12 protein-coding genes are annotated in these 13,491 nt (G+C 69.3%); 7 read left to right on the top strand and 5 right to left on the bottom strand.

Annotation, left to right across the window (positions count from 1 at the left end; translation table 11 throughout):
* Positions 1-113 precede the first annotated feature (113 nt).
* Positions 114-1,559 (bottom strand): FAD-dependent monooxygenase, encoded by a 1,446-nt coding sequence (locus SLQ33_RS33205; RefSeq protein ID WP_413467778.1) that lies wholly within the window; start codon positions 1,557-1,559, stop codon positions 114-116.
* A 77-nt stretch (positions 1,560-1,636) separates the two neighbouring features.
* Here SLQ33_RS33205 and SLQ33_RS33210 point away from each other — a divergent pair, with 77 nt between their 5' ends.
* The 7 genes from SLQ33_RS33210 to mnhG are packed head-to-tail and all read left to right on the top strand — an operon-like array spanning position 1,637 to position 10,458.
* Positions 1,637-4,393: an ATP-binding protein gene (locus SLQ33_RS33210; protein ID WP_319458193.1), complete on the top strand. Its 2,757-nt coding sequence runs from the start codon at positions 1,637-1,639 to the stop codon at positions 4,391-4,393.
* Position 4,394: 1 nt separating this feature from the next.
* A complete protein-coding gene (locus SLQ33_RS33215) occupies positions 4,395-7,271 on the top strand; it encodes a Na+/H+ antiporter subunit A (protein WP_319458194.1) in 2,877 nt (958 codons plus the stop codon).
* Positions 7,268-7,729: a Na(+)/H(+) antiporter subunit C gene (locus SLQ33_RS33220; protein ID WP_319458195.1), complete on the top strand. Its 462-nt coding sequence runs from the start codon at positions 7,268-7,270 to the stop codon at positions 7,727-7,729. Before SLQ33_RS33215 ends, SLQ33_RS33220 begins: the two co-directional genes overlap by 4 nt.
* On the top strand, positions 7,726-9,318 hold the full coding sequence (locus tag SLQ33_RS33225) for a Na+/H+ antiporter subunit D (RefSeq protein WP_319458196.1): 1,593 nt from the start codon (positions 7,726-7,728) through the stop codon (positions 9,316-9,318). The genes SLQ33_RS33220 and SLQ33_RS33225 overlap by 4 nt, the downstream gene beginning before the upstream one ends.
* Positions 9,315-9,851, top strand: a complete 537-nt coding sequence (locus SLQ33_RS33230; protein ID WP_319458197.1) for a Na+/H+ antiporter subunit E — start codon at positions 9,315-9,317, stop codon at positions 9,849-9,851. Before SLQ33_RS33225 ends, SLQ33_RS33230 begins: the two co-directional genes overlap by 4 nt.
* A 5-nt stretch (positions 9,852-9,856) precedes the next feature.
* Positions 9,857-10,129 (top strand): monovalent cation/H+ antiporter complex subunit F, encoded by a 273-nt coding sequence (locus SLQ33_RS33235; protein WP_413467777.1) that lies wholly within the window; start codon positions 9,857-9,859, stop codon positions 10,127-10,129.
* Complete coding sequence (mnhG, locus tag SLQ33_RS33240) at positions 10,126-10,458, top strand: monovalent cation/H(+) antiporter subunit G (RefSeq protein WP_319458199.1); 333 nt, start codon at positions 10,126-10,128, stop codon at positions 10,456-10,458. The genes SLQ33_RS33235 and mnhG overlap by 4 nt, the downstream gene beginning before the upstream one ends.
* Before the next feature lie 89 nt (positions 10,459-10,547).
* On the opposite strand, the gene SLQ33_RS33245 is transcribed toward mnhG, so the two are convergent.
* From SLQ33_RS33245 to SLQ33_RS33260, 4 genes are read right to left on the bottom strand one after another with little or no spacing between them, the layout of a single operon-like run.
* The gene (locus SLQ33_RS33245; RefSeq protein WP_319458220.1) at positions 10,548-11,177 is read right to left on the bottom strand and encodes an LON peptidase substrate-binding domain-containing protein; all 630 of its coding nucleotides are present in this window, start codon (positions 11,175-11,177) and stop codon (positions 10,548-10,550) included.
* Positions 11,178-11,188: 11 nt separating this feature from the next.
* Positions 11,189-12,340 (bottom strand): glutamate--cysteine ligase, encoded by a 1,152-nt coding sequence (locus tag SLQ33_RS33250; RefSeq protein WP_413467776.1) that lies wholly within the window; start codon positions 12,338-12,340, stop codon positions 11,189-11,191.
* Positions 12,321-12,992, bottom strand: coding sequence for a superoxide dismutase[Cu-Zn] (sodC, locus tag SLQ33_RS33255; RefSeq protein WP_319458200.1), 672 nt, complete (start codon positions 12,990-12,992; stop codon positions 12,321-12,323). Before sodC ends, SLQ33_RS33250 begins: the two co-directional genes overlap by 20 nt.
* 10 nt (positions 12,993-13,002) lie before the next feature.
* Entirely contained in the window at positions 13,003-13,470 is a 468-nt protein-coding gene (locus SLQ33_RS33260) for a LytR C-terminal domain-containing protein (RefSeq protein WP_319458201.1), read from the bottom strand.
* Positions 13,471-13,491 lie beyond the last annotated feature (21 nt).

A 13,491-nucleotide genomic window follows, 5' to 3' on the forward strand; every position in this document is an offset into this window, starting at 1 on the left:
CAAACGCAAAATGCCCAAATGGCACGTCAAGCGCGCCCATCACGCATCCTGGCCTCAGCCACAGCACTCACCAGACATCACCGTCCGACCACCTTAACTGAACGGTATTGGCCCTAGACCCGCGACGCATCGGCGCCGAGCGTCCACTCGTCCAAGGCCGCCCGCAGGACCGCAGCATCCGGCGCCGTGTTCGACGCCCACGCGACGTATCCGTCGGGCCGCACCAGCACCGCGGCGGGCAGCTTCGGGTCGTCGTGAACACCCATCGTCACCCCGGGCAGTGCGACGTCGACGGCCGTCCTGGTCAGCAGCACGAACTCGCCTCCACGAAGCAACTCGAAGAGTCCCCCGACGTCGGGCATCCGCGTGCCGACTAGTCGATGCGCCCCGCGTGGCCGGTCGTATTTGATGCCGACGCCGCTCAGCAACCCGCCCATGGTCCGGCGGCCCACGGGAAGCGCGAGGATCGCGGTGATGGCGACGCGGCGGAAGGCTCGCCGGATCGCGCTGGTTCCGAGCACCAGCCGGTTGAACGCGTCTGTCATCCGGAGCACCCGTGTGCCGACGGGGTGCCGCTCCGCCTGATAACTGTCGAGCAGCGTCGACGGCGCCGTGCCGCGGACGGCCTCGGCGAGCTTCCACCCGAGGTTCACCGCGTCGCCGATGCCGGTGTTCATGCCCTGGCCGCCCAGCGGCGAGTGCACGTGCGCGGCGTCTCCTGCGATGAACACCCTGTCCGCGCGATAGCGGCGGGCCTGTTTACGTTCGCTGAGAAAGCGTGAACTCCAACGCATCTCGGCCATGCCAAGGTCGTCGCCGGCGATCCGTTGGAATGCCCCGCGGATCTCGTCCTCGGTGACGGGTTCGGTCAGCGGGGCCTGTTCCCGCAGTCGGTCCCACGCGATGGCGCGGAACCAACCGTCGCCGAACGGCACCATCAGCACGATGCCCGCGGCGTTCGTCTTCGCGAACAACGCCTCCTTCGGCGGGTTCGCTAGCCGGACGTCGGCGAGCAGGATGTGCGTCTCGTACTGGTTGCCCACGAAGTCGATTCCGACAAGCCGCCGCACGATGCTGTGCGCGCCGTCGCAGCCGACGACGTACTTCGACCGCAGCGCGGTACCGTCGCTCAGCTCGAGCGTGACACCAGCCACGTCCTGGGTCAGCCCGACGACCTCGGTGCCCCAAGAGAAGTGAACGCCGAGTTGCACGGCACGTGCCTCGAGCACCCGCTCGGTCGCACTCTGCGGAGCGATCAACAGCATCGGGTACCGGCTGGGTAGCTTGCGTAGATCCAGCACGGCGCCGGGCGCCGGGGCCACCTCGTAGATGGGCAACCCCAGCGGCAGCAGTTCGTCCGCCAACCCGCGGCAGTCCAGCAGTTCCAGTGTTCTGGCGTGCACCGCGAACGCCCTGGTGATGTTGGGCGTCTGCGCCCTGCGCTCGACCAGCCGCACCTGGATTCCGCGCATCGCGAGCTCGCAGGCCAGCATCAGCCCGGTCGGGCCTGCACCCACCACGATCACGTCGCTGTCAGCCATGTCGATCAACTCCCTAATTCATTCGTTGGTGAGTTCAGCGTCGGTCCTGGCGCGATCCATCGAATCGGTGAAGTCACCAGTCCTAGGATCAGGGCGTGCTGTATGGCCGCGGGCGCGAATGCGCGCACGTCGCTGACCTCCTCGCGGCCGCACGGGATGGGCAGAGCGGGGCGCTGGTCCTGCGCGGCGAGGCTGGCATCGGGAAGTCCGCGCTGCTCGCCCACGCTGTCGGCCTCGCCGACGGCATGCGGGTTCTGCAGGGCACCGGCATCGAGACCGAGTCGGATTTGCCGTTCGCAGGGGTGCACCGCCTGCTGCGGCAGCTGCACGACCTCGTCGACCGACTCCCTTCGCCTCAGCACGCCGCATGGGCGAGCGCGTTCGGCGACGGACCCGCGGTCGTCGCCGATCGCTGGCTGCTGTCGCTGGCCGTACTGAACCTGCTCGCCGAGGCCGCGGCCACCGCTCCGGTGCTCTGCGTCGTCGACGACGCGCAATGGCTGGACAGCGCCAGCGCCGACGCTCTGACGTTCGTCGCGCGGCGCGTGCACGCCGAGGGCATCGCCATGCTGTTCGCCGCGCGCGACGATCCGCTGCGCCCGTTCGCGGCTTCCGGGCTGCCCGAGCTGCGGGTGACGGGCCTCGACGCCGACGCGGCGGACGCACTGCTCGCCGAACGCGCCCACGTACCCGTCGCCGCGTCCGTCCGCGACAAGGTGCTGTCCGGCACCCTTGGCAACCCGCTGGCCCTGACCGAACTCGCCGAGACGCTGACGGCGACCCAACTGGACGGGTCGGCCCCGCTGCCCGATCGGCTGCCCGTCGGCGCCGACGTCGAGCAACTCTTCGGCGACCGCGTCCGCCGCCACCCCGCCGACACGCAGACGTTGTTGCTCGTCGCCGCGGCCAACGACTCCGACGACCTCGACACCGTGCTCCGCGCCGCCCGCGAACTCGGTGTCGCACCCGACGCGCTCGACGCGGCCGAGCGGGACGGCCTGGTGACGGTCGACGCGGGGACGCTCGCGTTCCGGCATCCGCTGGTGCGTTCGGCGGTGTACCGCGGCGCGTCGTCTCACAAGCGTCGCGCCGTCGAGCACGCGCTGGCCGAGGTGCTCGACGGCGCGCGTGACGGCGACCGGCGGGCCTGGCACCGCGCCAACGCCGCGACCGGGCCCGACGACGAGGTCGCCTCGGCGTTGGCCACCGTCGCCCAACGCGCCGGTGACCGTGGCGGGCACGCCGCCGCGAGCGCCGCCTTCGAACGCTCGGCCGAGTTGACGGTCGACGCCGACGAGCGGGCCGGGCGGCTCACGTCGGCCGCGGAGGCCGCGTGGCTCGCGGGCAAGCCCGATGCCGCCCGCCTTCTGCTCGACAAGGCCGCCCCCGCCACGACGCACACCCGGCTGCGCGGACGCATCGCAGCGCTGCGCGGGTCCATCGAAATGGCCTGCGGCGCACCGGCGGCCGCGTACGCAACACTGGTCGACGGCGCCAACCTGATCTCCGAGACGGATCCGGAAGGAGCCGGTGCAATGCTCGCCGAGGCCGGTCAAATCGCCTGGGGCACAGGTGATCTCCCTGGCATCTCGCAAGCCGGCGACCAACTGGCGGCGCTGCCGGGCACGGACAACCCTGGCGCACGCACGATCATCGGGCTGGCCAAGTTCATGCACGGCGACACCACCGGCGCCACGCGGGAGCTAGCCGCGGCCGTCGAGCTGGCGCGGGACTTCGAGGTGCCTCACATGGTGATGCTCGCCGCCGCAGGCGCGATGTTCGTCGGCCAGGACAGTCGGGCCATCGACCTCTTCACCCGTGCCGTCGTGCGCACCCGGTCGGCCGGGGCGGCGGCCACCTTGCCCACGCTGCTCGCTCCGCTGGCAGCGATCGAGATGTTCACCGGGCGCTATGTCACCGCGAGGACGACGGCCACCGAAGGGCTGCGGCTGGCCACCGAGACCGGGCAGGAGAACCCGGCCGCGCACGCCCGCAGCGTGCTGGCGTGGCTGGCCGCCGTGCAGGGCCGCGACGTCGAGTGCGTCGAGTTCGCCAATGCGGCCATCGCTCACGCGATCGGGCTCCGGCTCGGACCCCATGCGGCGATCGCCACCTGGGCGCTGGCACACCTCGACCTGGCGTCCGGGCGAGCCGAGCAGGCCTATGACCGCCTGCAGGCGTTGGCCGCGGCGGCACCCGGCGAGGGCAACCAGATGGTGAGCATGTTCGCGACGGCCGACCTCGTCGACGCGGCGACGCGCACCGGCCGCGAAGCATCAGTCGCACCCGCACTGGCCCGGCTCGACGTCTGGGCCGCCACCACCGCCGCGCCGTGGACGCACGCCCTGGTGACCAGGTGCCACGCCCAACTCACCGCCGACGACGACGAGAGCGACCGGCTCTTCACCGAGTCGCTGGCGCTGCACGCCAGTGGCGGACGCCCCTTCGACATGGCGCGCACCGCACTGCTGTTCGGCGAACGGCTGCGCAGACGGCGCAAGCGCGCCGAGGCCCGCAAGCATCTACGCACCGCCCTGGAGACCTTCGAACGCCTCGGCGCGACGCCGTGGGCCGAGCACGCACGGTCCGAGCTGCAAGCCACCGGCGAGACGGCCCGCAAGCGCGACGTCAGCACCCTCACCGAGCTGACCCCGCAAGAACTCCAGATCGCCCGGCTCGTCGCGGGCGGAGCGACCAACCGCACCATCGCCGGACAACTGTTCCTCAGCCCGCGCACCGTCGACTACCACCTGCGCAAGGTCTTCTCGAAGCTCGGCCTCTCGTCGCGTCACGAGCTCGTCCGACTCTCACTACACGACGAGGCGTTGGCTCCGGACCGTAAACTGGCTTGAGATGCTCGCCATCCTCTTCGCCCATGCGGTCGCCGCCGCGTTGGCACCGGTGCTCGTGCGCCGTTGGGGACGGCAAGCCTTCTACCCGCTCGCGATGGTTCCGCTCGCATCGCTGTCCTGGGTAGTGCTGAATTGGCCAGCTCCGGGTCGCGCGGCGCCCACCGTGCACATCGACTGGGTTCCTGCACTGTCGATGAACATCGTGCTGCGGTTCGACACGCTGGCCGCGATCATCAGCGTGCTGGTGCTCGGGATCGGCGCTCTCGTCCTTTTCTATTGCGGCGAGTACTTCCACCATCGCGACGGACACACCGAGAAGCGGCTGCCTAGTTTCGCCGCCGAGCTCACCGCGTTCTCCGGCGCGATGTTCGGGTTGGTCGTCAGCGACAACATGCTGATGCTCTACCTGTTCTGGGAGCTCACGACGGTGCTGTCCTTCGTCCTAGTCGGCCACTATGCCGAACGGGCCACCAGCAGACGGGCCGCCACGCAGGCGCTGCTCGTCACCACCGCTGGCGGGCTGGCGATGCTCGTCGGAATCGTCGTGCTCGGCAACCTCTCCGGCACGTTCCTCCTGTCGGAGCTCATCGCCGACCCGCCGACCGGAACCGCCGCCTCGGTCGGCGTCGTGCTGGTGCTCGTCGGCGCGCTGTCGAAGTCCGCGATCGTCCCAATGCACTTCTGGCTGCCAGGGGCGATGGCCGCGCCCACCCCGGTGAGCGCCTACCTGCATGCCGCCGCGATGGTCAAGGCCGGCGTCTACCTGGTGGCCCGCATGACGCCCGGCTTCGCCGACGCGCCACCGTGGCGGCCCATCGTCGTCACGCTCGGCCTGCTCACCATGCTGCTCGCCGGGTGGCGCGCAGTTCGCGAATACGACCTCAAGCTGATCCTCGCGTTCGGCACGGTCAGCCAACTCGGGCTCATCACGCTCATGGTCGGCGCGGGCGGCGGCGACCTCATGCTGGCCGGACTGGCGATGCTGTGCGCGCACGCCATGTTCAAGGCCGCGCTGTTCATGGTCGTCGGAATCATCGACCACGCCACCGGAACCCGCGACGTCCGCCGCCTCGCGGGGCTCGGGCGGCGGAACAAGCCACTGCTGCTCATCGGGCTCTGCGGGGCGGCGAGCATGGCCGCGCTGCCGCCGTTCCTCGGGTTCGTCGCCAAGGAGGCCGACTTCACCACGCTGGCCCATAGCTCCTCGCTCGGGGGCGCGGCGCCCTACGTGTTGGCGGGCGTGGTGTGCGGTTCGGTGTTCACCACCATCTACAGCCTGCGCTTCGTTTACGGCGCGTTCGCCGACAAGCGCCGCTCCGAACCCAGCCAGCGCGTCGCCGAAATGCACGCTCCGACAACGACGTTCCTCATCGCACCGGCCGTGCTCGCGTTCGGCGGACTGATGTTCGGGGTGTGGCCCTCGGGGCTGGACCACGTGCTCGACGACTACGCCGACACCGTACCCGGCGGCGCGGACTACCACCTCGCGTTGTGGCACGGCGTGAATCTTCCACTGCTGCTGTCGATCCTGGTGCTGGCCGTGGGCACCACCGCATTCCTGGCCCGCGCCAGGCTGCGCCGGTTCCGGATGGGATACGTGCCCCTCGGCAACGCCGACCGCATCTACGACGCCGTCATCCGTGGCGCCGACGTGTTCGCCGTCCGGCTCACCTCGGTCACTCAGCGCGGGTCCATCCCCGTGACCCAGGCCGTGATCCTTTCGACGCTGGTGCTGCTTCCGCTGGCGATGCTCCTGCTCGGTGCGCGCGACGATCCCCGGTTGCGGCTGTGGGACTCGCCGCTGCAGGTCGTCGTCGGGCTGATCATCCTCGCGGCGGCCCTGTCCGCGACGGTGTTGCGCAACCGACTTGCCGCGGTGCTGCTGGTCGGCGTCACCGGCTACGGTTGCGGCGCCATCTTCGTCTTTCACGGCGCACCCGACCTGGCGCTCACCCAATTCCTGGTGGAGACACTGACTTTGGTGATCTTCGTGCTTGTACTGCGGGCCCTGCCCGCCGAAGCCGATCGAGCCAACATCACGCGCAACCGGGTGCCGCGGGCGATGCTCGCGGTCGCGGTCGGGGCCAGCGTGACCACCCTCGCCGGCTACGCGATGGCCGCCCGCACCACGACGCCCATCGCCGAGCTGCTGCCCGAGGCCGCCTACACGCGCGGCCACGGCGCCAACACCGTCAACGTACTGCTGGTCGACATCCGCGCCTGGGACACGATGGGCGAGATATCGGTACTCCTTGTCGCCGCGACGGGCGTGGCGTCAATGGTGTTCCGGCACAGACGCTTCGGCTCGGCACCACGCGTCGCGGACGCCGGCCAGCCCGACATCGGTCGCATACCCGCGCTTTCCACCAGCCCGGCCATCGGTGACATCACGTGGCTGCGAGGCAGCGAGTTGCGCGACCCGCGCAATCGCTCGCTGGTGCTCGAGGTCGCGACCCGGATGATCTTCCCGGTGATCATGGTGCTGTCGGCGTACTTCTTCTTCGCCGGGCACAACACTCCTGGCGGCGGCTTCGCGGGCGGCCTGACTGCCGGCCTCGCGCTGGTGCTGCGCTACCTGGCCGGTGGCCGCTACGAACTCGGTGAGACGTTGCCGGTCGACGCGGGCAAGTTGCTCGGCGCGGGCCTGACCCTCTCGGCGGGTACGGCGGTGACGTCACTGCTGCTCGGCGCGCCCGTGTTGTCGTCGGCGGTGATCGCCTTCGACCTTCCGGTGCTCGGTTCGGTCAAGTTGGTGACGGCGCTGTTCTTCGATCTCGGCGTCTATCTGATCGTGGTGGGGCTGGTGCTCGACGTGCTGCGCAGCCTCGGCGCCCGCGTCGACGAGGAACTGATCCCGCGGCAAGCGGTGGCCCGATGACCACCTACCTGGTTCCCCTCTTGCTCATCGGCGGCCTCATCAGCACCGGCGTCTACCTCCTACTCGAACGCACGTTGACGCGAATGTTGTTGGGGCTGTTGCTGATCGGCAACGCCGTGAACCTGCTCATCCTGACGGCCGGTGGGCCGTCGGGCAATCCACCGGTGCGTGGTCGCACCAGCGACGGCCAGACGGCCACCGCGGATCCGTTGGCGCAGGGCATGATCCTGACCGCGATCGTCATCACGATGGGCATCGCCGCGTTCGTGCTGGCGCTGACCTACCGGTCGTACCGGTTGAACCACGCCGAGGACGTCGACGACGACGCCGAGGACACCCGCGTCGCCCAGATGTCCGACACCCGTGACGAAGACGAGCCGCCCCTGCCCGAGCTACGCCGCGACACCGACGAACCCGACGAGCTCGACGCCCTTCCTGGACACGAGGGGTCCCGATGAGCGCCGCCGCGGTGTTGACGCCGCTGCCGGTGCTGATCCCAACGTTGGCGGCGGCCGCCACGCTGTTCGCAGGGCGGCGACCGCGGCTGCAGCGCGGGATCACCGTGCTTGCGCTGGCGGCGGTGCTCGGCGTGTGCGGCGCGCTGGTGTACTTGGCCGACCGCGACGGCACCATCGCCGTGCAGGTCGGCGGGTGGGGCCAGACGGTGCCAGGGATGGGGCCGCTGGGCATCACGCTGGTGGTCGACCGGCTCTCGGCGCTGATGCTGGTGGTGTCGACGATCGTGCTGCTGGCCGTGGTCTGCTACGCCATCGGCCAGGGCATCCGCGACGGCGACGAACGCCAGCCCGTCTCGATCTTCCTACCCACCTACCTGGTGCTGTCGGCGGGCGTCTGCACGGCCTTCCTCGCCGGTGACCTGTTCAACCTCTTCGTCGGGTTCGAGGTGCTGCTGTCCGCGAGCTTCGTGCTGCTGACCATCGGGGCCAGTGCCGAACGGGTGCGCGCCGGGATCGCCTACGTCATGGTGTCGATGGTGTCGTCGCTGATCTTCCTGATCGGGATCGCGCTGATCTACGCCGCGACGGGCACGTTGAACATGGCCGAACTCGCGGTGCGCCTCGAGGACGTGCCCGCCGGAACGCGCAGCGCATTGTTCGCGGTGCTGATGGTCGCGTTCGGCATCAAGGCCGCGGTGTTCCCGCTGTCGGCGTGGTTGCCCGACTCGTATCCCACCGCGCCGGCACCCGTCACGGCGGTGTTCGCGGGTCTGCTGACCAAGGTCGGCGTCTACGCGATCATTCGCACGCACTCGTTGATGTTCCCCGGCGGCGCGCTCGACCGCGTGTTGTTGGTGGCCGCGCTGCTCACCATGATCGTCGGCATCCTCGGCGCGATGGCGCAGAGCGACATCAAGCGGCTGCTGTCGTTCACGTTGGTCAGCCACATCGGCTACATGGTGTTCGGCATCGCGCTGTCCAGCGAGCTCGGCATGTCCGGCGCGATCTTCTACGTGGCCCACCACATCGTCGTGCAGACCACGCTGTTCCTGGTGGTCGGCCTCATCGAGCGCCAGGCCGGCGCATCGACGCTGCAGCGGCTCGGCGGACTCGCGGCGGCCAGTCCGCTGCTGGCCATGCTGTTCATGGTGCCTGCACTCAATCTCGGTGGCATACCGCCATTTTCGGGCTTCATCGGCAAGGTCGCGCTGTTGGAGGCGGGCAGTCAGAACGGGTCGGTGCTGGCCTGGTTGCTGGTGGGCAGCAGCGTCATCACCAGCCTGTTGACGTTGTACGTGATGGCCAGGGTGTGGACCAAGGCGTTCTGGCGGGCTCGCGCGGACGCGCCGGAGGGTGCGCTGGCGATGGCCAGTCCAGCTGCGCTGCTGGATGATTCGGAGGACGTCGCCTTCACCGACCGCGACGACGTCGGTCGGATGCCGGTCGGGATGCTGGTGCCCACGGGTGCCCTCATCGCGGTGGGGTTGACGCTCACGGTGCTGGCCGGACCGATCTTCGGCTACTGCGAACGGGCATCCGCCGAAGTGCTCGACCGTGGCCAGTACGTGACGGCGGTGCTGGGGCCATGAGGAAGTACGTGCTACGCGTCTGGGTGCTGTGCTGGCTGGTTCTGGTGTGGATGTTGTTGTGGGGCACGGTGTCTGCGGCCAACGTACTCAGCGGGCTGGCCATCGGTTTGGTGATCACGCTGCTGCTGCCGCTGCCGCCGGTGCCCATCGAGGGGCGGCTGCACCCGCTGTCGCTGCTGCGGTTGATCGTCCAGGTGGCCTACTACCTGGTGCTGTCCTCGGTGCAGGTCGCGTGGTTGGCGATCAGGCCGGGGCCTCCGCCGCGGACCGCGGTGTTGCGGGCGCACCTGGCACTGAAGTCTGACCTGGTGTTGGCGTTGGCGGTCAACGTCATCAACCTCATCCCCGGATCGATCGTGCTGGAGATCGACCAGACCCGGCGAATGATCTACGTCCACGTCATCGACGTCGGTTCGGAGCGTGCGGTGCAGCGTTTCTACCACCAGATCACGGAAGTGGAGAAGCTGATGATCGCAGCGTTCGAGCGACCAGCCGACTGGCGTCCGGCTCCTGAGCGGGAGGCCTCGTCGTGAACACCATGTGGGTGGTGGCCGGCGTCATGCTCGCCGCCGCCGCCATCATCACCATGTACCGGTTGCTCGCGGGTCCGGGCACGCTGGACCGGCTGGTTGCGCTCGACACGTTCGTCGCCGTCACGATGTGCGCGATCGGCACGTGGGCGGCCTACAGCCTGGACACCACCGTCACCTACAGCCTCACCGCGCTCGCGCTCATCAGCTTCGTCGGCTCCGTCAGCGTCGCCCGTTTCCGGGTGCGCGACACCGACCGCGGCGAGGGTGACCGGCCATGAGCGTGCTCGACGTCGCAGCGGGAGTGCTGGTGCTCGCCGGTTCGACACTGGCGTTGACCGCGGCGATCGGCGTCGTGAGGTTCCCCGACACGTTGTCGCGAATGCACGCGGCCACCAAGCCCCAGGTGCTCGGACTGCTGCTGGTGTTGGCGGGCGCGGCAATCCGGCTGCGCGGCAACGTCGACGTCGGCATGGTGGTCCTCACCGGACTGTTCACCGTCATCACCGCGCCGGTGGTGGCCAATCGGGTTGGGCAGCTGGCCTATCGGGAACAGAGCTTCCGGGACGATCTGCTGACGAAGGACGAGATGGCTGAACACGAGGACTGACGACGACCAACCGTTGAAGTAGCGCTCACGGCGAAGAGTTGTGAGTGGCGCCGACCGTGAACGCTCACTCAATGAAGGATGGGGGGCCGCTACTCCGGCGGATCCCCGGCCAGTCGAAACTCGACCGTCGCGGCCACGGTTTCGACCGCGTCGCTGAGTGCCGCGAGCCGCGCCGACGCCGACGGGGCCGAAAGCACCGCGTATCGGTCGGCCTCGCCGATCGGGATGCGAGCGGCCAGTGCGTACAGCCGCTTGCCCGCGTCGTCTCCTGGCTCCGGCTCGCCGAGCAGTTCGTGCTTCGGCGGCAGCGACGCCTGCCGCGCCGAGGCGATCCGCTCGAACAGCGCCATCACCCGGTCCTCGACGTCGCCGATGTCCTCGCCGGTGACGGCGTCGCCCGGCTCGTCGGGCCACACGTGCACGGCGGCCCGCGGGTAGGGGTCGTCGTCGTGCCACTGTTCGACGCGGATTCGGTCCCGCATCTCACAGGCGATCCGATACCGCCCGCCGCCCTGGTCCTGGGCTTCGACGATGTGCGCAAGCGCCCCGACGTCGCATCGGGCGTCCCCGCCGCCGACCTCGCGACCCGCGGAGATGAGCACCACGCCGAACTGCCGCTCGCCGGCGAGGCAATCCCTGACCAGCGCGCCGTAGCGGGGCTCGAAGATGCGCAGCGGCAGGTCCTCGCCGGGCAGTCGCACGGACTCCAGCGGGAACATGGGCGTGATCGTCACAACACCAATTCCGACACCAACGCGTCGACGACGGTCCGCAGGTCGCCGTCGTGCTCCTCGGCCACCCGGCGCTGACGTTGGTAGGAGGCCCCGTTGGCCACGATCGTAGCGACGGACGCGAGCTCGTCGGAGCAACCCAGTGACGCGGCAACGGGTTCCAGCCGGTTCAGCAGGTCGTCGAGGTCGTCGGTGACCAGCTTCTCGTTGCTGTCGGCGTCGAGGATGATCTCGGCGTCGAGGCCGTAACGTGCTGCGCGCCACTTGTTCTCCTGAACGTGCCACGGCGGCATGGTGGGCAGCTGCTCGCCGGCGTCCAGCCTGCGATCCAGGTCGACGATCAGGCAATGGGTCAGCGCGACGAGCGACCCGAGCTCGGCCAGGTTCGACACCCCGTCGAAGACCCGGACCTCGATGGTGCCGAGATGCGGGGAAGGCCTTATGTCCCAGCGGATCTCGTTCATGTGGTCGATGATGCCGGTCTTCTTCTGGTCGTGGACGAAGCGTTCGAAGTGCGACCATCTCTGAAAGTGGAACGGCAGCCCCGCGGTGGGCAATTGCTGGAACATCATCGCGCGGTTGCTCGCGTAGCCGGTGTCGGCGCCGTCCCAGTACGGCGAGGACGCAGACAGCGCCAGCAGATGCGGGTACTGGTTGAGCAGCGACGTGATGATCGGCATCACCTTGTTGGCCGAGGAGATGCCGACGTGGACGTGGACGCCCCAGATCAGCATCTGGCGGCCCCACCACTGGGTGCGCTTGATCAGCTCGGCGTAGCGCGGCGCGTCGGTCAGCTCGGCCGCCTCCCACTCCGCGAACGGATGGGTGCCCGCGCAGAACAACTCCATCCCGCGTTCGCGCACGATGGGCCGGACGATGCCGAGCGTGCCGCGCAGGTCGTCCATCGCGGCGCCCGCGTTGTCACAGATGCCCGTCACTATCTCGACGGTGTTGCGCAGCAATTCCTTGTGTACGTGCGGGGTTTCGCCGATCTCGGCGATGACCCCGGCCGCCTCGTTGGCGAGGTCGCGCGTCTTGGGGTCGACGAGCGCGAATTCCCACTCCACACCGACGGTCGGCCGCTGCGATCGGTTGAAGGCAATGTGATCCGGCCGCTGTCCGGCCGATGCCCTACGGGCCGGATATGACACCGCAGGCGACCCGCTTGCCGGCGTCGCCGGTCGACATCGTGGTTTCGTCCGGACCCGGGGTGCCGTTGACCTGCTGGTAGCGCTCGGGCGGGATGTTGGTGAAGTTGTCGGCCTTCTCGTGGATGATCAGCGCCGTCTTGGCGCCCCCGAGCAGGTCCTCGGCGGTGAACGCGTCGGTGGTCGTCACCAGCATTGCCGTGCCATCCTCACGCACCTGCAGCGAGGTCAGGTCGCCGCTGGCCGGATGTCCCGTGCGGCCTGCCGCCTGGAAATGCCCGCCCGCAGAGGCGAAGTCACCCTCACACTTGCCCGCGGAGTGCACGTGCAGGCCGTGGAAGCCCGGCGTCAGCAGGCCAGGCGCGGTGGTCCTGACGGTGATCGTGGCGTAGTCGCCCGTGAACGCGAACTCGGCTCTCGCGACGGTGGTGCCGTCGGCGGTCCGCAGGTCGGCGGTGAGCGTCTCGGCTGCCGGAGCGGGCTCGTGGCCCTCGCCCTCGGCGCCTGCACCGGCCGAAGGGGACGGGGACCCGGTCCAGACCGACGGCGTCGTTCCGGGCTGGGTGGCGACGGGTTCGTAGGGGCTGCACGCGCTGGCGATCGGCACGAGGAGCGCCGCGGCGGCAAGGATGCGAATCGGGGCGGAGATCGGCATGCCCGAGAGCCTAGCCGGTGACCACCACGATGACTCCGGGCGGTTGCTCTGCGAGTTCGGGCCGGCGCGGCTCGACGGGCGCCTCGAGAAGCTTGCCCACTTCGTCGGCGGCTTCGCGCTCTCCGGGGGCCTCGCCGAAGAAGACCGTCGTGCCCGCGACGTTCTCGAGCACCAGGTTGCCGGTCTCGGTCACGTTCCACTTCGCGTCACGCAGTCGGGTTGCCACGGACTCCGCCGCACCAGCCACTTCGGAGATGTTGTACACGCGTACGTCGGGCTTGGCGGGCGCCGGTGTGGACGACGCCGTCGTGGTGGTGGTCGAGGTGGCGCTGGCGACGGATGTCGAATCACCGCTACCGGAGTCGTCGTCGTCGGAACCCATCGCCTGGAACGCGACCAGCAGAAACACGACCCCCAGGAAGAGCAGCACCATGACCATGGCGCGCAAGGGCAGCCCAGAGGACTCTCGCTGGTTCATCGGACCCACCTTATTTCACGG

The sequence above is a fragment of the Mycobacterium sp. RTGN6 genome (genome assembly GCF_033804605.1).
Classification (GTDB): domain Bacteria; phylum Actinomycetota; class Actinomycetes; order Mycobacteriales; family Mycobacteriaceae; genus Mycobacterium.